Origin of the sequence: Vibrio galatheae, from assembly GCF_000967545.1 — a bacterium.
GTDB lineage: Bacteria > Pseudomonadota > Gammaproteobacteria > Enterobacterales > Vibrionaceae > Vibrio > Vibrio galatheae.
In genome coordinates, this window is the sequence record NZ_JXXV01000012.1 from 41,802 (window position 1) to 67,714 (window position 25,913).

General features: G+C 43.5%; 26 protein-coding genes. 18 read left to right on the forward strand and 8 right to left on the reverse strand.

The window, feature by feature from the left end; all coding sequences use genetic code 11:
- Positions 1-207: 207 nt before the first annotated feature.
- The gene (cra, locus tag TW81_RS05855; protein WP_045954774.1) at positions 208-1,185 is read left to right on the forward strand and encodes a catabolite repressor/activator; all 978 of its coding nucleotides are present in this window, start codon (positions 208-210) and stop codon (positions 1,183-1,185) included.
- A 55-nt stretch (positions 1,186-1,240) separates the two neighbouring features.
- On the opposite strand, the gene TW81_RS05860 is transcribed toward cra, so the two are convergent.
- Together TW81_RS05860 and TW81_RS05865 are read right to left on the reverse strand one after the other, a co-directional pair.
- Positions 1,241-1,759 (reverse strand): hypothetical protein, encoded by a 519-nt coding sequence (locus TW81_RS05860; protein WP_045954775.1) that lies wholly within the window; start codon positions 1,757-1,759, stop codon positions 1,241-1,243.
- 111 nt (positions 1,760-1,870) lie between these two features.
- The gene (locus TW81_RS05865; RefSeq protein ID WP_045954776.1) at positions 1,871-2,245 is read right to left on the reverse strand and encodes a YgiW/YdeI family stress tolerance OB fold protein; all 375 of its coding nucleotides are present in this window, start codon (positions 2,243-2,245) and stop codon (positions 1,871-1,873) included.
- A gap of 168 nt (positions 2,246-2,413) precedes the next feature.
- Between TW81_RS05865 and TW81_RS05870 the strand changes: the two genes are divergently transcribed.
- The 4 genes from TW81_RS05870 to modC are packed head-to-tail and all read left to right on the forward strand — an operon-like array spanning position 2,414 to position 6,435.
- A complete protein-coding gene (locus TW81_RS05870) occupies positions 2,414-3,871 on the forward strand; it encodes a cobyric acid synthase (RefSeq protein ID WP_045954777.1) in 1,458 nt (485 codons plus the stop codon).
- Between the two features lie 4 nt (positions 3,872-3,875).
- Positions 3,876-4,637, forward strand: a complete 762-nt coding sequence (gene modA, locus TW81_RS05875; protein ID WP_045954778.1) for a molybdate ABC transporter substrate-binding protein — start codon at positions 3,876-3,878, stop codon at positions 4,635-4,637.
- 5 nt (positions 4,638-4,642) lie between these two features.
- On the forward strand, positions 4,643-5,326 hold the full coding sequence (gene modB / locus TW81_RS05880; RefSeq protein WP_045954945.1) for a molybdate ABC transporter permease subunit: 684 nt from the start codon (positions 4,643-4,645) through the stop codon (positions 5,324-5,326).
- Between the two features lie 2 nt (positions 5,327-5,328).
- On the forward strand, positions 5,329-6,435 hold the full coding sequence (modC, locus tag TW81_RS05885) for a molybdenum ABC transporter ATP-binding protein ModC (RefSeq protein ID WP_045954779.1): 1,107 nt from the start codon (positions 5,329-5,331) through the stop codon (positions 6,433-6,435).
- 39 nt (positions 6,436-6,474) lie between these two features.
- Here modC and TW81_RS05890 read toward each other — a convergent pair whose 3' ends face one another.
- The gene (locus tag TW81_RS05890) at positions 6,475-6,912 is read right to left on the reverse strand and encodes a DUF3069 domain-containing protein (protein WP_045954780.1); all 438 of its coding nucleotides are present in this window, start codon (positions 6,910-6,912) and stop codon (positions 6,475-6,477) included.
- Positions 6,913-7,127: 215 nt separating this feature from the next.
- On the opposite strand from TW81_RS05890, the gene TW81_RS05895 reads away from it, so the two are divergent.
- Positions 7,128-8,060: a GGDEF domain-containing response regulator gene (locus TW81_RS05895; protein ID WP_084715823.1), complete on the forward strand. Its 933-nt coding sequence runs from the start codon at positions 7,128-7,130 to the stop codon at positions 8,058-8,060.
- Here the strand turns inward: TW81_RS05895 and TW81_RS05900 are convergent.
- Positions 8,057-9,292, reverse strand: a complete 1,236-nt coding sequence (locus tag TW81_RS05900; protein WP_045954782.1) for a GGDEF domain-containing protein — start codon at positions 9,290-9,292, stop codon at positions 8,057-8,059. The genes TW81_RS05895 and TW81_RS05900 overlap by 4 nt on opposite strands.
- Positions 9,293-9,510: 218 nt before the next feature.
- Here TW81_RS05900 and TW81_RS05905 point away from each other — a divergent pair, with 218 nt between their 5' ends.
- The 10 genes from TW81_RS05905 to TW81_RS05945 all read left to right on the forward strand — a co-directional run bounded on the left by TW81_RS05905 (position 9,511) and on the right by TW81_RS05945 (position 19,172).
- Positions 9,511-9,876, forward strand: coding sequence for a late competence development ComFB family protein (locus TW81_RS05905; RefSeq protein WP_045954783.1), 366 nt, complete (start codon positions 9,511-9,513; stop codon positions 9,874-9,876).
- A gap of 20 nt (positions 9,877-9,896) precedes the next feature.
- On the forward strand, positions 9,897-10,175 hold the full coding sequence (locus TW81_RS05910) for an HlyU family transcriptional regulator (protein ID WP_045954784.1): 279 nt from the start codon (positions 9,897-9,899) through the stop codon (positions 10,173-10,175).
- A gap of 297 nt (positions 10,176-10,472) precedes the next feature.
- Positions 10,473-12,023, forward strand: coding sequence for a Re/Si-specific NAD(P)(+) transhydrogenase subunit alpha (locus TW81_RS05915; protein WP_045954785.1), 1,551 nt, complete (start codon positions 10,473-10,475; stop codon positions 12,021-12,023).
- A 13-nt stretch (positions 12,024-12,036) separates the two neighbouring features.
- On the forward strand, positions 12,037-13,413 hold the full coding sequence (gene pntB, locus TW81_RS05920) for a Re/Si-specific NAD(P)(+) transhydrogenase subunit beta (RefSeq protein ID WP_045954786.1): 1,377 nt from the start codon (positions 12,037-12,039) through the stop codon (positions 13,411-13,413).
- A 180-nt stretch (positions 13,414-13,593) separates the two neighbouring features.
- A complete protein-coding gene (gene vxrA, locus TW81_RS05925) occupies positions 13,594-15,018 on the forward strand; it encodes a sensor histidine kinase VxrA (RefSeq protein ID WP_045954787.1) in 1,425 nt (474 codons plus the stop codon).
- A complete protein-coding gene (gene vxrB / locus TW81_RS05930; protein ID WP_045954788.1) occupies positions 14,993-15,652 on the forward strand; it encodes a response regulator transcription factor VxrB in 660 nt (219 codons plus the stop codon). The genes vxrA and vxrB overlap by 26 nt, the downstream gene beginning before the upstream one ends.
- Positions 15,652-16,530, forward strand: a complete 879-nt coding sequence (locus TW81_RS05935; RefSeq protein WP_045954789.1) for a DUF2861 family protein — start codon at positions 15,652-15,654, stop codon at positions 16,528-16,530. Before vxrB ends, TW81_RS05935 begins: the two co-directional genes overlap by 1 nt.
- A 60-nt stretch (positions 16,531-16,590) precedes the next feature.
- Entirely contained in the window at positions 16,591-17,796 is a 1,206-nt protein-coding gene (traF, locus tag TW81_RS05940) for a conjugal transfer protein TraF (RefSeq protein WP_045954790.1), read from the forward strand.
- Between the two features lie 77 nt (positions 17,797-17,873).
- Positions 17,874-18,020, forward strand: coding sequence for a YoaH family protein (locus TW81_RS19000; protein WP_084715816.1), 147 nt, complete (start codon positions 17,874-17,876; stop codon positions 18,018-18,020).
- Positions 18,021-18,533: 513 nt separating this feature from the next.
- Positions 18,534-19,172: an alanine--tRNA ligase-related protein gene (locus tag TW81_RS05945; RefSeq protein WP_045954791.1), complete on the forward strand. Its 639-nt coding sequence runs from the start codon at positions 18,534-18,536 to the stop codon at positions 19,170-19,172.
- A 271-nt stretch (positions 19,173-19,443) separates the two neighbouring features.
- Here the strand turns inward: TW81_RS05945 and yciH are convergent, their stop codons facing one another.
- Positions 19,444-19,755, reverse strand: a complete 312-nt coding sequence (gene yciH / locus TW81_RS05950; RefSeq protein ID WP_045954792.1) for a stress response translation initiation inhibitor YciH — start codon at positions 19,753-19,755, stop codon at positions 19,444-19,446.
- A 6-nt stretch (positions 19,756-19,761) separates the two neighbouring features.
- Positions 19,762-20,133, reverse strand: coding sequence for a DUF3319 domain-containing protein (locus TW81_RS05955; protein WP_045954793.1), 372 nt, complete (start codon positions 20,131-20,133; stop codon positions 19,762-19,764).
- Between the two features lie 99 nt (positions 20,134-20,232).
- On the opposite strand from TW81_RS05955, the gene TW81_RS05960 reads away from it, so the two are divergent.
- Positions 20,233-21,189 carry a tyrosine-type recombinase/integrase gene (locus tag TW81_RS05960; protein WP_045954794.1) on the forward strand — a complete coding sequence of 319 codons (957 nt, stop codon included), beginning with the start codon at positions 20,233-20,235 and terminating at the stop codon, positions 21,187-21,189.
- Here the strand turns inward: TW81_RS05960 and TW81_RS05965 are convergent.
- Together TW81_RS05965 and TW81_RS05970 are read right to left on the reverse strand one after the other, a co-directional pair.
- Positions 21,186-22,178 carry a D-alanine--D-alanine ligase gene (locus TW81_RS05965; protein WP_045954795.1) on the reverse strand — a complete coding sequence of 331 codons (993 nt, stop codon included), beginning with the start codon at positions 22,176-22,178 and terminating at the stop codon, positions 21,186-21,188. The two genes, TW81_RS05960 and TW81_RS05965, sit on opposite strands and share 4 nt — an antisense overlap.
- Before the next feature lie 156 nt (positions 22,179-22,334).
- Positions 22,335-22,910 carry an SPOR domain-containing protein gene (locus tag TW81_RS05970; RefSeq protein ID WP_045954796.1) on the reverse strand — a complete coding sequence of 192 codons (576 nt, stop codon included), beginning with the start codon at positions 22,908-22,910 and terminating at the stop codon, positions 22,335-22,337.
- 218 nt (positions 22,911-23,128) lie between these two features.
- Here TW81_RS05970 and TW81_RS05975 point away from each other — a divergent pair, with 218 nt between their 5' ends.
- The gene (locus TW81_RS05975) at positions 23,129-25,810 is read left to right on the forward strand and encodes a bifunctional acetate--CoA ligase family protein/GNAT family N-acetyltransferase (RefSeq protein WP_045954797.1); all 2,682 of its coding nucleotides are present in this window, start codon (positions 23,129-23,131) and stop codon (positions 25,808-25,810) included.
- Positions 25,811-25,913: the final 103 nt, after the last annotated feature.

Sequence of the window (25,913 nt, forward strand, 5' to 3'; positions counted from 1 at the left end):
CTTGTGGATTCAGGCTACGACTCATCGATGAATCATCTGTGGCGAAACACCGAAATAACTAGCAATAAATAAGTGACCTTGCTCACTTTCTACTTTATGCTGAATCCTTTCAGCTTTTATACTGAATCGTTTCAGCTTATAATTCAACTCAGAGTAGGATCATTTATAGCGTATTATGATCCGGCGCACATAATGAAGGTTGAGGATATGACGTTAGATGAAATTGCCAAACTTGCGGGTGTTTCAAAAACAACGGCGAGTTACGTAATTAATGGCAAAGCTCAGAAGTACCGCATCAGTGAGAAAACTCAACGTAAAGTAATGGAAGTGGTGAACGAGCATAACTATCGACCAGATTTAGCCGCGAGCACATTACGTGCCGGGCAAAGTCGTTCATTTGGGCTGATCATTCCAGATCTTGAAAATACCAGTTATGCTCGATTAGCCAAATTGTTGGAGCAAAACTCTCGTTCAGCCGGCTATCAAATTCTTATCGCATGTTCTGATGATGAGCCAGAAACAGAAAAAAGTGTTGTGCATGCGTTAGTCAGTCGCAAAGTTGATGCCTTGTTTGTTGCCAGTGTAATTCCCGAAGCGAGTGAATTCTATTTGCAACTACAGCAAAAGGGGACACCTGTCATCGCGCTCGACCGCCCACTCGATGATGAACATTTTCCTAGTGTCATTAGTGAGGACTTCAGCGGAGCATTTGACCTCACCCAGTCGGTGGTGTGTGACGGCGTCACAACTCTTGGTTTAATTGGGGCATTGCCTGATCTTAACATCTCGCGTGAGCGGGAGTTGGGCTTTAATTCGGCCGTAAAGCAGTGTGGAGTGAGTTCAATCGTTGGCTATGGCGATCACTTTAATCGCAACGTTGGTAAACAGGTTCTCGAAGATTGGTGCAGAGACGGAAATATCCCAGATGCGATCATCACCACGTCTTACACCTTGCTTGAAGGCGTACTTGACGTCATGTTAGAAAACAGTGAACTCGCTAAGAAAGTGAAGATTGGGACGTTTGGTGACAACAGGCTACTCGATTTTCTTCCAATGAAAATCAACTCTTTGCCTCAGCAGTTTGAGATGATTGCTGACAGCGCGATGGAATTGGCGTTGAATGCCGCGTCTAAACGTTATAAAACTGGCGTCGAATTGATTTCTAGAAAAATCGTTGTTCGTTAAGCTTAAGCCCTGAATAACACAGGGCTTTTTCGTATTTTAAACTTAGTCAGCTTGATTAATACTGGAAACGGACAGACATAGTAACTTGCGGCCCGTAGAGTCCGTTGTTACGCGTTTCTGCTGAAAGGGACAGTTGCTGGGTCGAGTGAAAGCGTACACCTGCGTGAACCACCGACGAATCATCATTACGACCAAGGCGTCCTGTCACTTCAACTTGCTCTGTTAACCAAACTCTCAAACCAATGTTAACTTCTGCTTGTGTATTACTTTCACCACCGGATTCTTCAGTGTATTTTACTTGGTGGATAAGTAACTGGCCGTAGACGTCAGCAAACTGATTGATTGGGCCGTTAAAGCCTATACCACCTGCTATGTCGTAGTCTTTATCGAATTGAGTGTCTGCGCGAAGAATCAAGTGAGAATTTTCAGTGAAAAGGGTACTAAACTCTGCCCCTGTCATTTCAGGGCCGATCGCAGTTCGAACTTCAAAATAGTTATAGTTGAAATTGTTTGCCTGTGCGCTCAAGCTAAACCCTGCAAGAGCCAAGGCACTGGCTAAAATAATCTGTTTCAAAAGTAGTCTCCGACTAACAATAATTATTTGACTATGATGCTATTTAAACAATGAATACTTAGCAATAAACAAGCCAAATCATAACGTAATCGGAGCACGAATACAGGATAATTATAGAATTAGCAGTTGATCGACTTCAATTTCCGGTGTTTTACCGCCTTCATATTCACCATACAGGCGTACTTTAGTTTTTTCGTCGATGGGTTGAGCCAAGCGAATGTCATCGTCGAGTTCGACCTGAATTTCGCCCTTACCATCGGAAAAAATATAGGTATCACTTTTAATTTGTCTCAATAGATGGCCTTCGACGACAACGTCTTTTTCTGTGAACATCCCGCTGTCAGTGAGAAGTGTATCCAGCGTGCTAACCTCTACAGGCCCAATGTATTGAACACTATTACTCTTGTTGTGAGGATTTTCGTTAGCTAAAGCTAAGGTTGGCGCAAAGATGATGGCTGCTGCAGTGGCAAGAACGATGTTTTTCATTGTCATTTCCTTTGTGTGTCTGTGTTGGTCTTCGTTGGAGGGATTAAAACAAACTCAATTTGAACGTTTGCTGAGCGCGAAATTCATATTGAATTCATATTGTTGAGGAAATTAACCAAATACCGTTATTATGGGGCTAGAGAGAGATTCACTAAGTTTAAATAATTTATGCAGTCAACAATTAAGGCCTTAATGGTACAAGGGACAACCTCCGACGCCGGCAAGAGCGTACTTGTGGCAGGTTTGTGCCGAGTATTAGCAAGAAAAAATGTTAAGGTCGCACCATTTAAGCCGCAGAATATGGCGTTAAATAGCGCGGTCACGCCCGATGGCGGTGAGATTGGCAGAGCTCAGGCGGTGCAAGCTTTAGCTGCCAACGTTCAATCTAGTGTTCATATGAATCCGGTGCTACTTAAACCCAATTCTGATATGGGTGCACAGGTTATCTTCCAAGGCAAAGCGACAACAACGGTCGATGCGATTGGCTATCAAAGCTATAAAAAAGTCGCGCTTCCTGTGGTCATGGAATCGTTCTCTGTTCTGCAGGCTCAATATGATTGTGTCATGATCGAAGGTGCAGGTAGCCCAGCAGAAATCAATTTGCGTGAGAATGATATCGCTAATATGGGCTTTGCCGAAGAGGCCGATGTTCCGGTGATAATTGTTGCTGATATTGATCGGGGCGGGGTATTTGCGCACTTGTACGGTACGCTTGCACTGTTGTCTGAAAGTGAACAGCAAAGAGTCAAAGGCTTTGTCATCAATCGTTTTCGTGGTGATATTTCACTGCTGCAGCCCGGATTAGATTGGCTAGAACAGAAAACCGGAAAACCTGTTTTTGGTGTTTTGCCTTATCTGCATGGTTTCGATTTAGAAGCAGAAGATGCGATTAACGCCCAGCAAGTCTGCAGTGAGCAGAGCAAAATCAACGTCGTTGTGCCTGTTTTTCCGCGCATTAGCAATCATACCGATTTTGATGCTTTAAGACTTAATCCTGATATCAACCTGACGTATGTAGGTAAAGGCGAGCGGTTAACAAAGGCAGATTTGATCATTTTGCCTGGTTCAAAATCGGTCAGAGACGACCTTAACTATCTGCGCAGACAAGGTTGGGATAAAGACATTAGTCGGCATGTTAGGCTAGGTGGCAAGGTGATGGGAATCTGTGGAGGGTTTCAAATGCTTGGCACTATGATCCATGATCCGCTAGGGATAGAAAGTGCACCTGGCTCAACACAGGGGCTTGGTCTCTTAAATGTGGAAACGGAACTTAAGGATGGAAAAACACTGACTAATGTGAGTGGAACCATGCATTTAGATGGTAAATCCATTGCGGTAAGTGGTTACGAAATTCACGCTGGTATTAGCCAAGTTTCCGATCAAGCGCTGATCGAATTAGAAAATAATCAGCAAGATGGGGCGATAAGTGACTGCAATCAGGTACTTGGAACGTATCTACATGGTATCTTTGACCGTTCAGATGTTGTTGAAGCCATTTGCCAATGGGTCGGTGTTGAGAGCATCGTGCAGATAGACCATAGGCTTAATCAGCAAAAAGCGATTGACATGATTGCCGATGCAATAGAACAACACCTGGATTTAAAAGCACTCTGGCCTGAATTATAGACTTATGACCAATCTAAATTGTTACCTTTTCAGCTTATTGATGTGTGCGAGTTTTTCTACTCATGCAGAGAAACTGCGCGTGTATGCGGCGTCATCGATGACTAATGTTGTCAATGAACTGGTTACTCAATTTGAAGCTAATCAGCCTGTCGCTGTCTCTAAGGTCTATGGAGGGAGTGCGTCCCTAGCTCGTCAGATAGCGCAAGGTGCTCCAGCAGACATTTACATCTCAGCCAATCAGCAGTGGATGGAGTATTTACAAGGCCAAGGTGTTGTTGGTAGTGACGCCGTCACTAATTTGGCGTCAAATCGACTGGTTGTTATTGCTCCCGAGGGTGAGAAGGTACCATTCGAATTGTCGGATAGCGAATCTTGGCTTGCGGAGCTTGGCGAGTTTCGACTCGCGATCGGACAACCTAATGCGGTTCCTGCTGGTATGTATGCAAAAGAGGCGTTGGTTAATTTAGGCGTTTGGCAAATGCTGGAGTCGCGACTCGCACCAACAAACAATGTTCGTATTGCGTTGACATTGGTCGAAAGAAGCGAGACGCCTCTTGGTATTGTGTATCAAACAGATGCGATGCAGAGTCAGGAATCTCAAATCGTGGCTGTGTTGCCCGCGAAACTCCACACTAGAATAGTCTATCCGATGGCGGTTCTTAACGAGAAGCCACAAACCAAGGCGTTTGCGGAGTTTTTAAGTTCGCGACAGGCGCAAAACGTGCTGCTAAGTTACGGTTTTTCACTTGCTGAGGAAATAAGATAATTTTGCTGACGGAATATGAATATCAAGCGCTTTTGCTGAGTTTGAAAGTCGCGCTTTTTTCGATCTTTTGGTTGCTGCCGTTGGGCATTGCACTTGCTTGGCTGTTGGCTCGAAAGCAGTTCTTCGGCAAAAGCTTGCTCGACTCCCTTATCCATTTGCCTTTAGTATTGCCTCCTGTTGTTATCGGTTATCTGTTGCTCATTTTTATGGGACGTCAAGGTTATCTAGGTCAGTGGCTCTATCAGCATTTTGGGGTGGTGTTCTCGTTTAGTTGGAAAGGTGCTGTTTTGGCGTGCATCGTTGTTGCTTTGCCGCTAATGGTCCGTTCCATACGTTTAAGCCTTGAAAATGTCGACGGTCGATTAGAGCAAGCCGCGGCAACACTTGGTGCCTCACCATTAAAAATCTTTATTACGATTACTTTGCCATTGACGATTCCCGGGATTATCACTGGCACTATGTTGTCTTTCGCGCGCAGTTTGGGTGAGTTTGGGGCAACTATCAGTTTTGTGTCTAATATTCCGGGCGAAACCCAAACTATCCCGCTCGCGATGTATACCTTTATTGAAACACCAGGCTCAGAAACGGAAGCGATGCGTTTGTGTATTATTTCTATCGCTATTGCATTGGCATCGATGCTGATCTCTGAATGGCTTTCTCGATTTAGCTCTCGTCGTTTAGGAGCCTAACTATGCAGGGAATCGTCGCAAAGTATCAAAACACACTCGGCGAAGTCGAATTCGATATTGATCTCACGCTTCCGGGCAAAGGTATTTCTGCCGTATTTGGTCGTTCAGGGGCGGGAAAGACGTCGCTTATCAATGTAATTGCGGGTTTAACGCAACCTGAAAGTGGGCTTATAAGAGTAGGGACACACACATTATATGATTCACAATTAAGTATTGATGTTCCAATTCACAAACGTAATGTTGGCTATGTGTTTCAAGACGCACGCCTATTTCCTCACTTTAATGTCACCAACAATCTTATTTACGGCGTTAATGAGCAAGATAAAGCGCATTTCAATGAAATTGTACGCTTGCTGGCTTTAGACACCTTGTTGAAGCGCTATCCCCATCAACTGTCTGGGGGAGAGCAACAGCGCGTCGCAATCGGACGTGCTCTACTGTCGAAACCTGACATTCTATTGATGGATGAGCCGCTAGCTTCACTCGATCTACCACGCAAGCGCGAAGTAATGCCTTTTCTAGAACAGCTGGCTCAAACGGTTGAAATTCCAATCATATACGTTTCTCACAGTTTAAATGAAGTGCTGCGACTTGCGGATCATTTGGTTGTGCTAGAAGAGGGCAAAGTTGCAGTTTCGGGCCCGATTGAAGATGTCTGGTCGTCACAAGCGATGAAGCCTTGGCAGTCTTTCTCTGAACAAAGCTCCTTATTTGAAGGTCGCGTGATTGAGCACAACACACAGTATGCGTTGTCTAAGATAGAACTGGCACCAAATGTTGCGTTGTGGGTGCAGAAAATTGAAGGTGAGGTAGGTTCGCCGGTTAGATTGCAGGTCAGGGCGAATGATGTGTCGTTGATGCTTGATAAACCTAAGCAAACGTCCATTCGTAATGTGTTGCTGGGTGAGGTCTCAAAACTCGAAACACACAGTAATAATCAAGATAGGATCAGTGTCTCGGTGGAAGTGGAACTGTCTACGGATTGTCATTTAATTGCGACGATCACCGCATGGGCAAGAGACGAGCTCAATTTAAAACGAGGTATGAGTGTTTATGCACAAATCAAAGGGGTGAGCGTCACGCAACGAGATGTTGTGCTGTCTCATTAAAAACGCCGCAAAAAGCGGCGTTTGATTGTAAAGCGCGATTTATTTCGCAAACACATCGGTAAAGTCGCGCTTCAGGATCGGATCGCGACGTGCTTTTTTGATTTGTTTGACCATATCTTTAACACAGTTGTGTAAGACTTGATCCAGTAACTGCGCACGGTACTCTTCTTTTTGCTCTTCCGTCATCTCTTTTGGCAAATCGAGTGTCGGGAACTCTTCCATGACGTTTAGTCCCGCAAACGCTTGGCTAACTGATACGAGCGCATGGAACTGCTCGAAGTTATCCAAAACATTCTGTGCACTTGTTGGAAGTTCGTTCCAAGATTCACGCACTGCCTCTTCAGAAACTTCATGGATTGACGTTACCATTAGGTGCATAGCTTCAGGAACTTCATCAAATTCAATAACTTGACGAAGTTCAGCAGAGACCTCTGTAAGATCGACTTTTTGCTGTTCTGTTTGATTAACGTCAGACATGGATATTTTCTCTTAAAATGTGTGTATACCGGCGCTATCGTAAAAAATTGGGGCTAAAAGTCAACCTCGATTGGATGAAATGAACAAGGTAGAGTATTCTTTTGTTAAGCATGTGATTTCTTAGTTGTTTTCTCATCCACGCGAATATGAAACTAGACAGCTAAATCAACAAGAAACAATTAAGGTAGCGATTAGTGGAAATAACGGGCTCTGCAATGCACATCTTGCTGGTTGATGACGTTCAAATGGAACGTATGCAATTGGCTATCCGTTTAAAACAACTCGGTCATACGGTCGAAATGGCCAGTTCAGGTGAACAAGCATTAGAGTTGTATCCAAAGTTTGAACCCGATTTAGTGCTGCTTGACATCTCTATGCCTGAAATGGATGGCTTTGAAGTTTCTATGAAAATTAGAGAGTTGTATCCTGATTGGGTACCGATCATCTTCTTGAGTAGCCATGATGAACCAACCATGATCGCCAGCGCGATTGAAGCTGGGGGTGATGATTACCTGATCAAGCCTGTCGATAAAATTGTGTTAAATTCCAAGCTGATTGCCATGCAGCGCATAGCGTTTATGCGCCGTGAGTTAAAGCAGAAATCTGCTGAACTCGCTAAAGCGAACGAGGAATTAGCCCATCTTGCTGAAGAAGATGGTTTAACGAAAGTAAAAAATAGACGCTACATCGACCAGAAGCTAACTGAAATGATATATCAGCATGGCCGCCATCAGCTTCCTATGAGTGTCATCTTACTCGATGTTGATCGTTTTAAGCTATATAACGATAACTATGGTCACATTGAAGGGGACAAATGTTTAATTAAGCTCGCTTCTCTGCTTAGTGGGCTGTTTGTCCGAAGCGGTGAGATAGTGGGACGTTATGGCGGTGAAGAGTTCGTTGTATTACTTGGCTACACAGATGCGGATAAGGCAATAGAGAACGCTGAACGAATCAAAACCGTCATTGAGCAGGCGAGTATTCCACATGCTTTCAGTGATGTATCAAACATTGTGACGGTGTCACAAGGAGTGTATCAATTGACCCCAAATGGTCGAGAGTCGATTGAACAAATTTACGATTGGGTGGACAAACGTCTGTACAAAGCAAAGGTTTCTGGCCGTAATCGTTTTGTGGCTTGCGACTAAGCAATACAAACCTGGTTTCGCCCCCCTTTCTTCGCTTTATACAGCGCGTTGTCTGCGGCTTTAATGACTTCTGTCACTCTCTTACTTTCGCTGCTGTCTGCAACACCAATGCTGATCGTCACATTCACATGATCTAGTTGTTTTGCAACGCCGCGCTTTTTAGAACCAACCTTGTCATTTTTAGGCCGTGCGTCTTGATTCCTTAATACCATATCGTAATTCTCGATGGATGCACGAAGTAATTCCAAGTGATCGCGAGCATAATCAGCGTCCCTTCCTTTAAATAACACAGTGAATTCTTCACCGCCGTAACGATAGACTTTAGCGCGTCCACCGACCTGTTGAAGCTTGGCTGCGACGAGTTTCAATACATCGTCGCCAGTATCATGACCATAGGTGTCGTTGAACGATTTAAAGTGATCAATATCAACCATAGCGATGGTGAACTTGCTGCCAAGGTGTTTAAGGTCGGATTCAAGCGCCAGTCGACCCGGGATCTCGGTTAGAGTATCAAGAAAAGCGAGTTCGTAGCTTGCAGACAGTAAATAGACCAGCAGCAGAATACCCGCGAGTGAGAACATGGTGCTGGAAATGTACGTAACATGGAAAAAGACAAATGTTAGGGCAGACAGCAGAGCGGCTGAATAGAGTACGACATCGATAATACTGTTTCGGCTCAGTACAAAAATAGCAAATAGCAGCACCATAGCGCTGAGGTAAACAACCAAAATAAAGGGTAGCTTAGAGATTTCAGGGATCACATAGAGGAAGGTCTCATTGATGTTCTCAAAGCCACCTTCGTAGAAATAGGTCAAGATCAGATGGCACCACAGCACCAAGACACTTAGTTTAAAAAGATACAATCCGAAAGCACGAGTGAATAGCGAAGAGTCTTTAAAGCTGTATACGAAAAGAAGAGCAATGGGCAGTAATGCGGCCAACAAAGATAGCTCTAAGATGGTTGTTCCGGATGAAAGGGGGCTCTGTAAGCGTTCTTGAATCACCCAATAGGAGACTAAAAGTGCCGTCGCGACCATTGCGATACGACTTTGTTTAAACGCATTAGCGAGTACGATCGTAATGGCGAATAGTACGAAAGGTAATGTAGAGACAACACCAAGATTTGCATAGGTCAGGTTAATGACATTATTCATGCCAAAAGCAATAAAGGTCAGTAACAGCAAAGGTAACGAAACACGAAACCAATTTGTAGTGACGATGGAAAACGACATTCAGCCTAGCCTAATAGGAATATTTATTAATAAGTAACGTGTTAAGAATACTTTTATTTGATGAATTTCCAAGCTTTTTACTAAACTTATAGATGAAAATTGGTGTCATGTATAAATAGTGGACATGAAGTGGTGGTGAAATAGGCAAATTCATAGAAAGGTGCAACTATTTCAAACATACTAAAACAAACAATTGTCCCCAAAAGGAGTTGAAAAAGATGCAAATTAGTGTGGACGTACATAACTATATGGAGACCTTGGTTGGTCAAGAGCTTGCTAAACCTAAGTATGTTGACAACTTTGACCACGAACAGCTGGCAGATCTTGCATGTTTAGCGCTCTCTCAACTTCGCCCGGTCTATATTCGCCATGATATTGATTTCTTGTCGGCGTTACCCGAAGAGCGTTTGGTTGCTTTGAAGGACTACGCTGTAACAGCCATTGAAGCCGCGACGTCGATGATCATTGACGATCGTAGAAAAAACAGGAAAGATGAAGTCCTTGTTGTGTTTAGCAAGCAGCAGATGTTCGACGATAACATTGAATTAGAGTGGTATGAAAAGCCGCTCCTCAATAAAAACTAATCAGTATCTAGGAGTAATGTGTGGGTCTGTTTTCTCGCTTATTTGGTGGTGCAAAAGAGCAACCTCAAACAACCGTTGAACCTATAGAATATAAAGGTTTTCTTATTTTCCAAGAAGCATTGTCTGAAGGTGGTCAATATCGAATCGCAGGGCGGATCACTAAACAGGTCGGTGAAGAAGTGAAAACACACCGCTTCATTCGCTCCGATGTATTACCCAGTGAAAGTGATGCCAATGAGTTTATGCTCAAAAAGGCGCAAATGTTTATCGATCAGATGGGTGACAACATTTTTACGTAGATCCTCGCCAAATTGACAAGCATCATAATTTTAAGAGTCATTAGTCGTTATTCTGATGGCTCTTTTAGTATGTGAGTCTTACATAATTAATTGTTTTAATGAGATTTATTGCTTACTGGTTTGACCTCTTGCCACTAAAACAAGTGTCGATGAGTCACAAATTGCTAAGCATAATGGTTCATTACCATCGGTTATAAGTAATGATATTTTGTGTTTTTGTTACAAAGTACTTGAAGTATCTAAAATCGTTGGATAAAAAAAGAACAATCATTGTTGCGAATAGTCAAGGAATAGCTAATGCAAATTGGTGTGCCAAAAGAAATACTCGCGGGAGAAACGCGAGTGGCTGCATCGCCAAAGTCGGTTGAGCAGTTATTAAAATTAGGCTTCGAAGTCAATGTCGAAGCTGGAGCAGGTGAATTAGCGAGCTTTGATGACTCCGCTTTTGAAGTTGCTGGAGCAAAGATTGTTTCCACCGAAGAGGTTTGGAACTCTGATCTGATTCTTAAAGTTAACGCCCCTCTTTTCAACCAAGAGCAAGATGAAATAGCGTTGTTGAAAGACGGTGCTAGCCTAATCAGTTTTATCTGGCCAGCGCAAAATCCAGAGTTAATGGAAAAGCTTTCGAGCAAAAACATTAACGTCATGGCGATGGATGCGGTTCCCCGTATCTCGCGTGCTCAAGCTCTGGATGCACTTTCATCTATGGCCAATATTGCAGGCTACCGTGCTGTCGTTGAAGCAGCTCATGAGTTTGGCCGTTTCTTTACTGGTCAAATCACCGCAGCGGGTAAAGTTCCTCCAGCGAAAGTCTTGGTCGCGGGTGCGGGTGTTGCTGGTCTTGCAGCTATCGGTGCCGCAGGCAGTTTAGGTGCGATTGTACGTGCATTCGATGTTCGTCCAGAAGTAAAAGAGCAAGTGCAATCCATGGGTGCTGAGTTCTTAGAAGTCGATTTTAAAGAAGACTCTGGTTCTGGTGATGGCTACGCGAAAGAGATGTCTGACGACTTCAACAAAAAAGCGGCTGAACTGTACGCAGAACAAGCCAAAGATGTCGACATCATCATTACCACAGCGTTAATTCCGGGTCGTCCTGCGCCTAAGCTGATTACCAAAGAAATGGTCGACAGCATGAAAGCGGGGAGCGTTATCGTTGATTTAGCCGCAGCAAACGGCGGCAACTGCGAATATACAGTCGCAGATAAAGTTATCACGACGCCTAACGGAGTGAAAATTGTTGGCTATACCGATATGGTGGGGCGTTTACCAACACAATCTTCGCAGCTATATGCGACTAACATCGTTAACTTACTCAAGCTTCTCAGCAAAGAAAAAGATGGCAACATCAACATTGATTTCGAAGACGTTGTTTTACGCGGAGTAACTGTAATCAAAGAAGGTGAGGTTACTTGGCCTGCACCACCAATTCAGGTTTCAGCGCAGCCAGAACAAAAACCGGCACCAGCGGCCAAGAAACCAGAACCTAAAGTCGAAAAGCCTACTTCACCAGCTAAAAAGATCGCGGCGTTAGTTGTAGGCGTTGGTGCTTTCGCTTGGATCGCCTCTGTAGCGCCATCGGCATTCTTATCTCACTTTACTGTGTTCTTCTTAGCATGTGTTGTAGGTTATTACGTGGTATGGAACGTTACCCACGCGTTACATACGCCACTGATGTCGGTGACAAATGCGATTTCAGGCATCATCGTTGTTGGTGCTTTACTGCAAATTGGACAGGGGAATGGCGTTGTCTCTTTCTTATCCTTTATTGCCGTTTTGATCGCCAGCATTAACATATTCGGTGGTTTCACCGTTACCAAGCGTATGCTTGAAATGTTTCGTAAAGACTAGGGAGTAACAAGGAATGTCTGCAGGATTAGTACAAGCAGCTTATATTGTTGCTGCATTTTTCTTCTTTTTAAGTTTAAAAGGTCTGTCTAAACAGGAAACGGCAAGATCTGGTAATTACTTCGGTATCGCGGGTATGGCAATCGCGCTGATCGCGACGATCTTTGGTCCTGATTCGCAAGGATTTATTTGGATTATTATCGCTATGGTGATCGGTGGTGGTATTGGTATCCATTACGCCAAGAAAGTAGAAATGACAGAAATGCCAGAATTGGTGGCAATTCTGCATAGCTTTGTTGGTATGGCAGCGGTATTGGTTGGATACAACAGCTACATCGATGCGCCAGAAGTTGCGACACATGCTGAGCATGTTATTCACTTAGTTGAAGTGTTCCTCGGAGTATTTATTGGCGCTGTAACCTTTACTGGGTCAGTTGTGGCCTTTGGTAAACTGCGCGGGATCATTTCATCGTCGCCGCTAAATCTACCGCATAAACACAAAATGAATCTTGCAGCGATCATTGTATCAATTTTTTTATTGCTTCATTTTGTTAATGCCGACGGTAGCATGTTTGCAATGATTCTAATGACTCTTATCGCTTTCGCATTTGGCTACCACTTGGTCGCGTCAATTGGCGGTGCTGATATGCCAGTGGTTGTTTCTATGCTGAACTCGTACTCGGGTTGGGCAGCAGCTGCTGCTGGTTTTATGCTTGCGAATGATTTGTTGATCATAACGGGCGCTTTCGTTGGCTCATCGGGTGCGATCCTTTCATACATAATGTGTAAAGCGATGAATCGTTCGTTTATCAGTGTTATCGCTGGTGGTTTTGGCCAAGAAGTGGTGATATCGACAGACGAAGAGCAAGGTGAACACCGTGAGACAACCGCAGAAGAAGTGGCAGAAATGCTTAAAAACTCCAAATCTGTGGTTATCACCCCGGGATACGGTATGGCTGTAGCGCAAGCTCAATATCCAGTCCATGAAATTACAGACAAACTACGCTCACAAGGTGTTGAAGTTCGTTTTGGTATTCACCCAGTCGCGGGCCGTTTGCCCGGTCACATGAACGTGCTTTTAGCTGAAGCGAAAGTGCCTTATGACATCGTACTGGAGATGGACGAGATCAACGACGATCTGGCAGAAACAGATACGGTATTAGTGATCGGTGCGAATGATACGGTAAACCCAGCGGCACTTGATGATCCAAACAGTCCAATCGCGGGCATGCCAGTCCTCGAAGTTTGGAATGCGAAAAACGTTATTGTGTTTAAGCGTTCAATGAATACGGGATACGCAGGTGTGCAAAACCCGCTGTTCTTCAAAGAGAATACGCAAATGCTCTTTGGTGACGCGAAAGAAAGTGTAGAAGCAATTTTTAAAGCGCTTTAAGTCGCTAGATACGAGAAAGAAGCCAGCATAACGCTGGCTTCTTTCGTTTATTGAGTATCATTTCTGACATTGATATTACAATTCAATTTTATATTTTTGCCATAATGTTTTACTCTAAATCATAACTTACTGATTTAATGAATTTTTGCATTGATTAAGACAACAGTTAAAGTGATCGCAATGGGTATTGCGTTCTTATCAGGTAGTGTATTTGCTGAGTCCTTACCGGAGCGTATCGACAGATTTGTCGATCTTTTCGAACCGAGTCAAGCTACGGTCTCCTATGATATTCGCAGCCTGCAATCTGATTATCCAACTCGCTTGCTTACTCCAGATTCAATGCTGCCCCAGACTTCAGAATACCCGATAAAAGATATCCAGAGGCTTTACCAACTGGCGCAAAATTGTACTGGAAAATTGCCGCTCAGCCCTTTGATTACTGAACCTTTGGTATTTACTCGTGCGATGTGTAAAGGATCGAAACTTAGCGAGAAATGGTTTGCGCGTAGTGCACTTATTCACCCCGGTGGGGGAACCTATGCGAATAGATATGTTCAAATATATCCAGAGTATAGTGATGCGCTACAACAGTATATGCATATCAAAGAGCGTCCTTTAGCTCTCGATTCCAGTTTGTTGGGTCGGCTACAAAGAATGAATGAAGATGCAATGGTTGCTTTAATCTCTGGTTCGAGCATGTTTGTTGAACGCAATGAGTTATGGCTGCGCAAAAACGACAACTATTTGGTCTACCCAGAGAGCCTTTGGAAACAGGCGGTAGAAGAATCAGGGCTATCGTTTAGTCTGACCAATCAATCAAGCAGTTGTTTCGTGCAACGAGGCAATTTATGTTGGGATGTAGCTGATCATTCTGACATATTGCGAACCAGTATGGTCGCTTTGGTCATCGCGAACATATTGTTGGTTCTCGGTTGGTCGGCATATCGTTGGAATACCAAGCGGCAAGAGATGAAAAGCCGGATGTTGGTACTGCAGATTCTTACTCATGAACTCAGAACGCCAATCGCGAGTTTATCTCTGACTGTCGAAGGTTTTAGACGTGAATTTGAGCGTTTGCCCGAATCGGTGTATGACGAATTTAGGCGCTTGTGTGAAGACTCACGACGACTTCGCCAGTTGGCTGAAGCAAGTAAGGACTATTTGCAGTCTGACAGCAAACCTCTTGCAACTGATTGGGTCCCGTCGGTCCAAGAGTGGCTAGAGTTTAAAGTAGAAGAAGAGTTTGATGGGAAAGTAGAGTTTCACATCAATCAGGACATTGCCGCCAAGCTCAATGTATATTGGCTTGGCACATGTATAGATAATTTAATTCGTAATGCTATTAAGTACGGCGTTGCGCCTGTTGTTCTTGATGTAACAACAGATACACAAAAAATCACGGTTAAAGTACAAGACCAAGGAACCCTGTCTGCGAAAGATTGGCGACAATTACGCAAGCCATTTGTTAGTAAGAGTGGGCTAGGTCTTGGACTAACTATAGTGGAATCCATGGTTGGGCGAATGGGCGGTAAAATGTCATTAGTTGGCCCACCAACAGCGTTTATTTTGGAGATACCTTGTGAAACAGACACTGCTTCTTGTTGAAGATGATAAAAACTTAGCTGATGGTCTATTGGTTAGCTTAGAGCAAGCGGGGTATGAATGCTTCCATTCCGAAACTATTGCCGATGTTGAGCAATATTGGGACAAAGCAGATCTCGTTATTCTCGACCGCCAATTACCAGATGGTGATTCTGTCGAACACCTTGTAAGTTGGAAGAAAATCAAAGATGTTCCGGTCATTCTCCTTACTGCTCTTGTCACTGTTAAAGATAAGGTTGCAGGCCTTGATGCAGGTGCCAATGATTACCTAACAAAGCCTTTTGCCGAAGCAGAATTGTTTGCGCGCATCCGAGCTCAGCTCCGTGCACCGGAAGGTGAGGCGCAGGACGATCATAAAGTGGTCACCGTGCATCTTGTTATCGATAAAGCGACACGTGAAGTTTTATACAAAGATGAGCCGATTACACTAACGCGGACAGAGTTTGATTTATTGTTGTTCTTAGCCAGTAATCTAGGCCGAGTATTTACACGCGATGAGTTGCTCGATCACGTCTGGGGATACAACCATTTTCCGACAACGCGCACCGTTGACACTCATGTTTTGCAGCTACGCCAAAAGCTTCCAGGGCTTGAAATTGAAACTTTGCGTGGTGTTGGATACAAAATGAAAGCGTAATGGCAAACGTCAAACTCATTATGGGCGCACTACTAATGAGTGCGCCAACGATGGCAGCTCAAGTTCCTTGGTTCGAAAGTAATTCGCCACTGACGCAGGCTCATCGAAATTTGTTGAACAATGAGCTACCAGCGATGTTTAATTCGTTGGTAGAAGTCTGGCAGTTAGAAAAAAACCGCGCTATTGCTCCTCATCTCAACGATATATTCTTGCAATCACTCGATATTGATTGTGGTAAAAGCCTCGATAACCGATCTTTCCCTGAGTGGATCAATAACCTCACTGTGCGTAGTACTGAAATCCAAAGTCCGGGAAGAGACGCCTATCGAGCAGTAGTAGAAATTGAATCCAACCGCGATATTGAAGATATATCAGTGACACGTTGGGTGTCGAAAAATCTTTCAACGGACAATTCGTTTGAGCACGCACTTCCAACTAACGATCTAGGTACCCAAAAATACATCAAACGCTACAACCTCAATAGTCGAGTCGAAAGTGGGTTATATCGAATTGATGTTACGGCCACCGATCAATCGTCATGGAGTTCATGGTTGCTCATTGGTGAGCCAAAAGCAAAAATGACCGTTAGGTGGGATGCAAAAGCGCAATGGAAGGTTGAAAAAAGTGCATTGCTCAATAGGCATTGCCCACTGCCAAAGTTGGACGTTGCACTCTATGACTACGTTGACGGTGAGTACAATCAAGTTTGGGGCGAAAGTCATGACGCCGATTATCCTACCTCGTTAGATGGTATCGATGTTGAACCCGGTCGATATGTCCTTGCGGTGTCAATGAGCCATCAACGCTGGCAAGGGCCTATAATTGTTGAACAATCCCAAATAATTAGTAAGACCTATGATGTTTCTGTGGAGGAATAACTAAAGTTAATAGACAATAGAGCGATATAAACATATGGAACTAAAAAGTTTATACCGATTATGGAAAACAAAATTAAACTCCTGACTTTGTCTATTGCGCTCGCTGCGTGTTCAGCTAACGCCGCAAACTACGCCATTGAAGCCCGTGGGGACGCGATGGGTGGCGTAGGTGTTGTTTCAGGTAACTTCTTAACTGCGCCTTTCTACAATCCTGCCTTAACTGCAATTTATCGACGCAATGATGATGTTGGCATGCTCACACCAAGTTTGGGTTTATCGTACAGCGATGAACATATGATGGTGGATGACCTTGATAAAGCGGCTGACTTAATCGATGAAGCGATCGACGGCAACTATACCAATATCTCTGAGCTCGAATCTACGCTAGCAGCTCTCGATGGTGATGTGGCTAATTTACAATTTGGTGGCGTGGTTGCTTTTGCAATACCAAACCGCTATATAGCCGCTAATGTGTTTGGTAAAGCTTACGCCGAAACGTTTGCTCAGACTGATATCTACGCAGGCGCGAACAGTGCGACTCCAGAACTTAACCCTGCCATCAACGCAGAATTAAGTGCGGTTGATGCCGTTGGTATTGGTGTTACAGAAGTCGGTATTTCACTAGCGAAGTATCAGACGTTCCTAGGTCAGCATATCGCATTTGGCGTGACGCCAAAATTGCAGCGCATCTATACATACGTGTATTCGGCTAACTTAAATAATTACGACATTACTGATGCGCGTGAAAACGGTACTGGAGAAACCATGTTCAACCTCGATGCCGGTTTTGTGTGGTTTTACGGTCCGTTACGCGTTGGCTTCTCTGCCATGAATCTTGTGTCACGTGATATTAAGTCTCAAGAATTGGCGGCCAATACGGTAACTTCGAATGTGGATGCAACTCAATCAAGAACATTTGAAGCAAGAACTTATGATTACCAAATGAGACCGCAATACACGGTTGGGTTAGGTCTTGTTGCTGATTACGCGACAATAAGTGTCGATTATGATTTACGTGAAGAAGAGAAATTCACAAACTTTAATGACAATTCACAAATGCTGAGAGTTGGTGGTGAAATAGATATCATGCGTCAACTAAAACTTAGAGCAGGTTGGAATCGAAACTTAGCCTATGGCAATCTTGATGATACTCTTACTGCGGGTATAGGCTTATCTCCGTTAAACTTGTTCCAACTTGATATCGGTGCAAGCTATACCAATGAAAACTCAATGGGTGCTTATATTAACTTCTTAACCAGCTACTAAAAGAGTAGGTTGGTACTACTGGCACTGATGTTAAAATCGTAATATAGTCGGCTCCTAGATTTTTAGGAGCCTTTTTTATGTTTGACGACTTACCGCCTCTCACCCATGAAGAGCAGCAAAAAGCTGTAGAACAGATTCAGCAATTGATGACTCAGGGAATAAGTACCGCGCAAGCGATAAAAATGGTCGCTGAACAGATTAGAGCGCAAGCTGCAAATCAGTAATTGCATGTAAAGTAAGAAGAGCAGGGAACTGCTCTTTTTTTGTGCTCACATTAAATAGCGCACTATAACTAATTATTTCATGAAGCTAATAACACACCTTCCTCACCAAACTCTCAGATCCCATACAACAATTCGAAATATCAATAAAGTGTGTCGGTTACGGTATCGCAAATTTAGAAGTGAAACCAACATATTGTCCATGTTTATCAGTGGCTTATATTAGTTTATTATTCTGCCATTGCGATGCGTTAGGAGTTGTTCTGTAATAAAATTACAAACCTGTAACCATAGTCTGCAAGTGCTTACTATTGCCCAGTGCGATATTCTGTCGCGTGATCTTGTCACATACTGAGACGCAGTAAAATGTTTGAGATAGACGTATACTTGCCTTTTCGTTATTTTATTTAATGCCACTTTGACCTACGTAAAAACGTGCAGCCACAACATAAGGACTGAAGTGACGCTGTGACATTTTGTGAAGACAAATGATGAGACATTAAGGAGAGTATCTCGATGATGGAAAAAGTGTTTTGGGCTAACCCATATCAGACTAAATTGAACGCACAAGTTACTCATGTAAACGAGAATAGTGTCGAACTAAGCCAAACTATTTTCTATGCAGAATCTGGCGGCCAGGAAAGCGATAAAGGCACAATTGGTGGAATTCCCGTAAATAAGGCTATCAAGAGACAATCTCGAATTGTTTACCAACTTGAGTCTAAGCCTAATTTTACCACTGGAGACACAGTCGAGATCTGTATCGATTGGGAAAGACGTTATGCATTAATGAAGCTTCATTTTGCTGCAGAAGTTGTTTTGGAGCTGTTTTACAAACACTTTGCAGGAATCGTAAAAATAGGCGCGCATATTTCGCAAGATAAAAGCCGAATTGATTTTGAGTGGCCACAGAACATCAGCAAACAGCTCAAACATATTGAACTTGAAGCTCAAAGGTTAATCGATGCTGATCTCAAGATTCGCAGTGAATTCTCAGACATCGAAGACGAGAAACGTTTCTGGCAGGTTGATGATTTTGCGAAGGTCCCGTGTGGAGGCACTCATTTAAAAAGAACGTCAGAAGTTGGTAGGATTCAGCTCAAACGTAAAAACCTGGGCAAAGACAAAGAGCGCGTAGAAATCTCTTTGTGCTAATCAATGGAAACCTCAAACACGTGGGCTTCAAAACATTCGATGGCTTTTAGTGGTAAAAGTGCTCATTATGAAACCCAGGAACCGGCTATTTGAATTGGTAAATCAGTGCGCATTATGTGCGTTATGTTAAATAATGAAATGTATTTAAAAAGGCACTACATGCCTCTCGTAAATATGACTCATATTGCTAATTGAACATAACCATATTTACCATAAAATAGCTAATAACCAGTTCGATAATCTCCGATTAACTCACTGGTTATTACTCGAATTAGCCACCTGCTAGTTTCACAGTGAAACCTTTTTTCTCCAAATGCGCTTTGATTTTATCACGTGCGTCACCTTGGATTTCAATCGTGCCATCCTTAAAAGAGCCACCACAGCCACATACTTTTTTTAGTTCGGCTGCTAATAATTTAAGTGGTGCGTCGTCTAAGTCCAAGCCAGAAATGATGGAAACCCCTTTACCTTTGCGTCCTTTCGTTTGGCGCTGAATACGGACAATGCCGTCGCCTTTTTCACGTTGGGGTTTAGTTTCTTCAGGTTTGATGCGACCTACATCAGTACTATATACAAGAGTCATACTATTTTACTTACGTTGTTCCGCTTTTTGTTTCGCAACTAAGTATGCCTCTATGTGCTTCTGAATAGCAAGCTTTCCACCCTTTATCAGTCTACCGTTAAAGAAACAGTACCAAGCATTCGCTTCACCACTGTCATTTTTAATCGTATAGCCGTGGAAGTTCTCTTGGGCGGGTTGACCATCAGCACTTTTCTTATTTGCTAAAGAGCTAAATTCTTTTGGATCGATTATTGATGCAGTATCGCAAAACCAATCAATGCTTTTTTTAACGGCCGCCATGTTTCCTGACAACACTCGGTTTTTGATCTGAACTTGCCAAATCTCAGTAGAATTTCCAGCAGTTTTGAGGACAAAACCTCGGTAAGTAGCAGCAGCCATATTCGTTATTATCTTTGTATGTAGTTAAATTAATAATAATTGTAAATCTCTCATTATCAAGTATATTTGTTTTACAATTCATGGTTATAGTGCACAATCATGCGAAAAAATGTTCGCGTCATCACAGATGAACTCGAGAAAAAGCACTTCATTAGTAAGTTTTCAATCAATATAAGCCTCGAAGATATCGATAGACTAATGGACGGATGCTATGCTCGCAACTCGTTATTGGCGATGCGGAAAGATTGGAATTTATTTAGTCAATTTTGTCGATTAAAAGGTGTTTGCCCTTTGCCTGCAGCGACAACCGCTGTGCGTCTATTTCTCGAAAAGGAATCGAAACAGCGCAAGTTTTCTACCATAAAACGCTACACTGTCACTATTGGTTTGGTTCATAAAACGCTTGGACTTAAGGACCCAACTTCTAACGTCGCTGTGCGGAACATTTTAGCCGCTCTGCGTATAGAAAAGAGGTCTGATTCAGTATCAACAACCGCATTTTCCAAACAACATCTCATCGAGCTCACGCATCGCTTGTTGCCTTCGAAGAGTAAACGTGATGTCAGGAACCTCGCTATATATCACCTGATGTTCGAGTGTATGCTTAAACGTTCTGAGTTACGTGATCTTAATTTTGAAGCACTCGATTTTAGCAATGACCGTTACTCTGTTTGGATCGGCTCTAACGAGTACATATTGACTAAAGAGTGCTCAAACATGCTTTCTCGTTGGATTGAAGCCAGAGGAACGCTTACTGGCCCATTGTTCAATGCAATTGATAGATTTGGTAACTTAGGATCATTGCCGCTTGATGATTCGTCAATTTACCGTATTTTGCGGGATGCTAGCGATAAGCTCAACTTGGATGTTAAGTTCTCAGGTCAATCATTAAGAGTGGGTGCAGCCAACGAGTTGGCCTCTAAGGGAGTTAAAGTGAAAGATATTCAACATTTAGGTCGTTGGAAAAGTGCCGCCATGCCCTACCAGTATGTAGGTAACAAAGCACAAGCAGCACTTGAGCGTATGATTTACAAAAGCTTTAAACCCTGGGACTAAATCGAGCTTTTCACGCAGTCAGCCAAAAACGCAGCAAATGAGTGACCATTATGTTCTAACATCTTAGGGAACATAGAAATCGGCGTCATTCCTGGGAATGTATTCACTTCGTTAAGGTAAATCTTGCCATCTGGCGTAAGGAAAAAGTCGATACGCGATAAATGACGCAAGCGCATTTGAGTAAACACTTTTTCAGAGCTAATACGGATAATATCCAATTGTTCTTGAGTTAAGTTTGACGCTTCAACTTCTGTCGTCGAATGACTCGTCGCACTGTATTTCTCTTCATAGCTATAAAAGGCATCTTCTGGAGCAATGATCTCTCCTGGTTTGGTGATATAAAGCTCGCCCTCAAACTCGTATGCAGCTACTTCTAACTCGCGCGGCTTAACGGCCTGCTCTACCAAAACTTGATCTGAATAGTGAAATGCATTGTCTAAGGCGGATTGCAGCTGCGACAAGTCCGTTACCTTGTAACATCCTACCGATGACCCCTGGCGAGCAGCTTTGACAAACACAGCACCCCATTGAGTAAATACGGATTCGCTTTGTTGGTATGCTAACTTATCGTTGCTCGACAGAAAAATATAAGGTGTGTTAGGAATACCAAGTGCATCATACCAAAGCTTGGAGGTTATCTTGTTAAAGCTGTTTGTACTTGCTTCAGGGCCACAGCCAAGATATGGAATGCCAGACAACTCAAGCATTGATTGAATATCGCCTGTTTCTCCTGGAAAGCCATGAATACAAGGTACAACAAAATCTAATTTGGTTGAGGTTGTATTGGTGTTTATCGTACCCGCATTAGTATCTAAATATGCCAATTCACCATCATTGGTAAACCAGCCTTCTGCCTTCATCTCGACGCGAACAACATTAAACCCATGCGTCTTCTCTAACTGAGATTGAAGGAAGTCGGCGGACACGATAGAAACTTCGTGCTCAGATGAGCCACCACCACAAAGAAGAAGAATAGTTGTATTAATCATTAAAAAATCTTTCCGTGAAACAACAGAGATAATCTCAGTCCATGATAATAAAAACCTCTGTGAGTTACACGGTTTTACCTGACAAAAATCTGTAAAGTTATCTAAGTGAAGAAAATCTAGACAATAAAAAAGGGGCTAACAGCCCCTTTTCTAAAATTAGTTTAATTTGTTCAGCGTCGGATACTGCGAGTTTTTGATTTCATCAATGCTCTTAACAAATGGCTTCAAAGATCGAAATTCAGTAGGCAGTTCTGAAATCGCTGCTTTTGCATCTGTACGTGTCGCGTAGTCACCATATAGCACTGTATACCATTTAGTGCCGTTAACGACTTTGTAGTTTTCCCAAATTGGCTGATTATCTTCGCGTGGTAGTTTACGTGCAAAATGATCGACTTTTGTCTGTGTGCCTACCGCAACTACCTGAATCGTAAAACCATAACGTGGATTCATGGCTTGTTGTTTCGCCGTTGGAGGAATAATTGCTACCGCTGGTTTTGGCTTGGCTTGCATGCTTGTCATCTGACTCTGCTGAGCTGGTGACACGTTAACAACCTTCGCTACGTTGTCTTCAGAGATACCGTTTGTTGTTCCTTGCTGTGTAACAACGGGTTGTTCAACCTTTGCTGTTTTGTAATCCTCACGATAACTTTCTGAGCTTACGTCCGTCACGTAGTCGCTCGAAACACACGCAGAAAGCACCACTGATAAGCCAACAATCGCTATTTTTTTCATGAATTATTCAAATGCCTTAACTAATAACTACTGTAAATCATGCCGTTAGATAGACTGAGAATCAACCCAACAATTTAATTATATATCAATACTCTGTGACGCAAGGCACAAACTTAATCTGTACCTCAGTGATCAGATTAAAACTACACCAAAAATCGCAAGAATTTGCCAGTTTTGTTGGTTAGGATTGAACGAGTAAGCCCCTTGAGGAGCCATGTATGAGCCATCTAACTCATCTTTTAAAACCGCAGTCTGTTGCTGTTGTCGGCGCATCCATCAAACCAATGCGCGCAGGCAACATTGTCATGAAAAATTTGCTCCATGGTGGGTTTGAAGGTGCCATCATGCCAGTCACACCTAACTATTCATCGGTTTGTGGCGTTCTTGCCTATCGTTCTATTGATGATTTACCTATTGTTCCCGATGTCGCCATCTTATGCACTCACGCAACGTACAATCAAACCCTGTTTGAACAACTTGCGGTAAAGCAGGTTAAGGCCGTCATCGTGTTGTCGGCGGACATGCATTTCGCCAATGATGATGGTGAAAGTATTCAGGCAGCATGTTTAGCCATTGCGAAAACCAATGGAATGCGTGTGCTTGGGCCAAATAGCCTTGGATTAGTTTTACCGTGGATGAATTTCAATGCGTCATTTTCTCCAGTCACTGCGACGAAAGGAAAAATTGCGTTTATCTCGCAATCAGCGGCTATGTGTACAACCATTCTCGATTGGGCAAATGACAAAAATATTGGGTTTTCTGCGTTTGTTTCGCTAGGTAATGCGCTTGATATCGACTTTGCTGATCTGCTCGATCACTTGTCGAGAGACTCTCACACTGAAGCGATTTTGCTCTATGTTGATACCATCAAAGACGCGCGGCGATTTATGTCTGCAGCACGAGCGGCCTCTCGAAATAGACGAATCCTTGTACTGAAAGGCGGACGTACTCATGCAGGTCGACTCGCGGCGCAAGCCCATACCGGAGGCGATAACACTCTTGACATCATCTATGATTCAGCAATTCGTCGAACTGGAATGCTGCGAGTAAACAATTCTCATGAGTTGTTTGCAGCGGTTGAAACGCTCACCCATTCGGTTCCATTGCGCGGGGAAAGATTGGCGATTATTACCAATGGCGGCGGTCCAGCCATCATGGCAGTAGACACTCTGCTTGATCTTGGCGGGAAACTGGCAAACTTATCCGATGAAACCATAGATAAACTGAGCGCCCTACTTCCTCCAAGTTGGAGTCATAACAACCCGATTGATATGGTTGGCGATGCCGATGATGCGCGCTACGTAAAAACACTAAATGCACTGATGGATACAGACTGTGCGGATGCGATACTGATCATGCATAGCCCATCTGCCGTCGCACATTCTGAACAAACGGCGAAAGCAATCGTTGCAGCAATTCAATCACATCCAAGACACAGGCGATTTAACATCCTCACAAACTGGTCTGGTGAACTTACTGCCAAACCCGCGCGTGATATCTTTACTCAGGCTGGGATACCCACTTACCGCACGCCTGAAAGTGCCGTAGTTGCATTCATGCACTTGGTGGAATACAGACGTAACCAGAAACAACTGATGGAAACGCCAACCACGGCAGAACCAGTGTACATCGCAGAACTGAATGAAGCGAAAAAGTGGATTGAAGAGAAGTTGCTGGAAAAAGAAACAGTATCCTTGGATACCCATCAAATAGGCCCATTTTTACGTCACTTTAACTTTAAAGTTTTACCTACATGGATTGCTTCTGATTCAAGCGAAGCGGTCCACGTTGCGGAGCAAATTGGTTATCCTGTCGCGGTAAAACTTCGCTCACCCGACATCGCTCATAAGTCTGATGTACAAGGTGTCATGCTCAATTTACGTAACAGTAATGAGGTAGCAAGTGCTTCCGAAGCGATACTGGACCGCACTAAACTCTCGTACCCATCGGCAAATATTCATGGTTTGCTCGTTCAAGGGATGGCTAAACTTGCTGGCGGCGAAGAGATCCGAATTAAAGTCAAAACAGACGAAACCTTTGGCCCTGTTATTCTTATCGGGCAAGGGGGATCTGAATGGGATGAGTCGATTGACGCAGCATCGGCTTTACCACCGCTTAACATGGCACTGGCAAGATACCTAATCGTTCGTGCAATAAAAAGCGGTAAAATTCGACTGCAGAAATTACCGGAACCTATGGATATACAAGGCCTATCTGAACTACTGGTAAGAGTATCGCAAATGGTGGTCGATTGCCCTCAAGTTCATGAGCTGGATATTCATCCAGTACTGGCGAATGGCGCAGACTTTACCATCCTCGATGCCGACCTTGTCTTGAAGCAATATCAAGGAGATGCTCAACAGCGATTGGCTATTCGTCCTTATCCGGTTGAATACGAGCAGTTCGTTACCTTGAAAGATGGCGAGGAAATACTTTTGAGGCCGATTCTGCCTGAAGACGAACCACACCACGCAGATTTTATTCATAACGTATCGAAAGAGGACTTGTACAAACGCTTTTTCACCGATGTCGGCGAGTTTAATCATGAAGCACTAGCGAATTTGACCCAGATTGATTATGACCGAGAAATGGCCTTTGTTGCTGTGAGTCAAACTCGTCCAGGAAACCCAATTATCGGCGTGTCACGCGCACTAATTAACCCAGACAATACGGATGCTGAATTTGCGATTCTGATTCGTTCAGACCTAAAAGGAAATGGGCTTGGTAAGCTTTTGATGAACAAGATCATTGAGTATTGCCAGCACAAAGGCACCAAGCAAATGTCTGGTATGACAATGCCAACCAACCGTGGAATGCTGATGCTTGCACAGAAGCTCGGTTTTAACCTCGACATCCAATTTGAAGATGGCGTCGCTGATATGGTGCTAGCGCTGAATTAAGTTGAACAATAGCTAAAGATCCGTTTGATCGGCTCGGATCTTTAGCTATGTGATTGAAATACAGTAGATGGGATCCGCGCTAGTCCGTTGTTAGGCAAGTACA

Coding starts and splice junctions, on each gene's coding strand:
- cra (WP_045954774.1), top strand. CDS start 208: ATGACGTTAGATGAAATTGCCAAACTTGCGGGTGTTTCAAAAACAACG.
- TW81_RS05865 (WP_045954776.1), bottom strand. CDS start 2,245: ATGAAAAACATCGTTCTTGCCACTGCAGCAGCCATCATCTTTGCGCCA.
- TW81_RS05870 (WP_045954777.1), top strand. CDS start 2,414: ATGCAGTCAACAATTAAGGCCTTAATGGTACAAGGGACAACCTCCGAC.
- modA (WP_045954778.1), top strand. CDS start 3,876: ATGACCAATCTAAATTGTTACCTTTTCAGCTTATTGATGTGTGCGAGT.
- modC (WP_045954779.1), top strand. CDS start 5,329: ATGCAGGGAATCGTCGCAAAGTATCAAAACACACTCGGCGAAGTCGAA.
- TW81_RS05890 (WP_045954780.1), bottom strand. CDS start 6,912: ATGTCTGACGTTAATCAAACAGAACAGCAAAAAGTCGATCTTACAGAG.
- TW81_RS05895 (WP_084715823.1), top strand. CDS start 7,128: ATGCACATCTTGCTGGTTGATGACGTTCAAATGGAACGTATGCAATTG.
- TW81_RS05900 (WP_045954782.1), bottom strand. CDS start 9,292: ATGTCGTTTTCCATCGTCACTACAAATTGGTTTCGTGTTTCGTTACCT.
- TW81_RS05905 (WP_045954783.1), top strand. CDS start 9,511: ATGCAAATTAGTGTGGACGTACATAACTATATGGAGACCTTGGTTGGT.
- TW81_RS05915 (WP_045954785.1), top strand. CDS start 10,473: ATGCAAATTGGTGTGCCAAAAGAAATACTCGCGGGAGAAACGCGAGTG.
- pntB (WP_045954786.1), top strand. CDS start 12,037: ATGTCTGCAGGATTAGTACAAGCAGCTTATATTGTTGCTGCATTTTTC.
- vxrA (WP_045954787.1), top strand. CDS start 13,594: ATGGGTATTGCGTTCTTATCAGGTAGTGTATTTGCTGAGTCCTTACCG.
- TW81_RS05935 (WP_045954789.1), top strand. CDS start 15,652: ATGGCAAACGTCAAACTCATTATGGGCGCACTACTAATGAGTGCGCCA.
- traF (WP_045954790.1), top strand. CDS start 16,591: ATGGAAAACAAAATTAAACTCCTGACTTTGTCTATTGCGCTCGCTGCG.
- TW81_RS19000 (WP_084715816.1), top strand. CDS start 17,874: ATGTTTGACGACTTACCGCCTCTCACCCATGAAGAGCAGCAAAAAGCT.
- TW81_RS05945 (WP_045954791.1), top strand. CDS start 18,534: ATGATGGAAAAAGTGTTTTGGGCTAACCCATATCAGACTAAATTGAAC.
- yciH (WP_045954792.1), bottom strand. CDS start 19,755: ATGACTCTTGTATATAGTACTGATGTAGGTCGCATCAAACCTGAAGAA.
- TW81_RS05955 (WP_045954793.1), bottom strand. CDS start 20,133: ATGGCTGCTGCTACTTACCGAGGTTTTGTCCTCAAAACTGCTGGAAAT.
- TW81_RS05960 (WP_045954794.1), top strand. CDS start 20,233: ATGCGAAAAAATGTTCGCGTCATCACAGATGAACTCGAGAAAAAGCAC.
- TW81_RS05965 (WP_045954795.1), bottom strand. CDS start 22,178: ATGATTAATACAACTATTCTTCTTCTTTGTGGTGGTGGCTCATCTGAG.
- TW81_RS05970 (WP_045954796.1), bottom strand. CDS start 22,910: ATGAAAAAAATAGCGATTGTTGGCTTATCAGTGGTGCTTTCTGCGTGT.
- TW81_RS05975 (WP_045954797.1), top strand. CDS start 23,129: ATGAGCCATCTAACTCATCTTTTAAAACCGCAGTCTGTTGCTGTTGTC.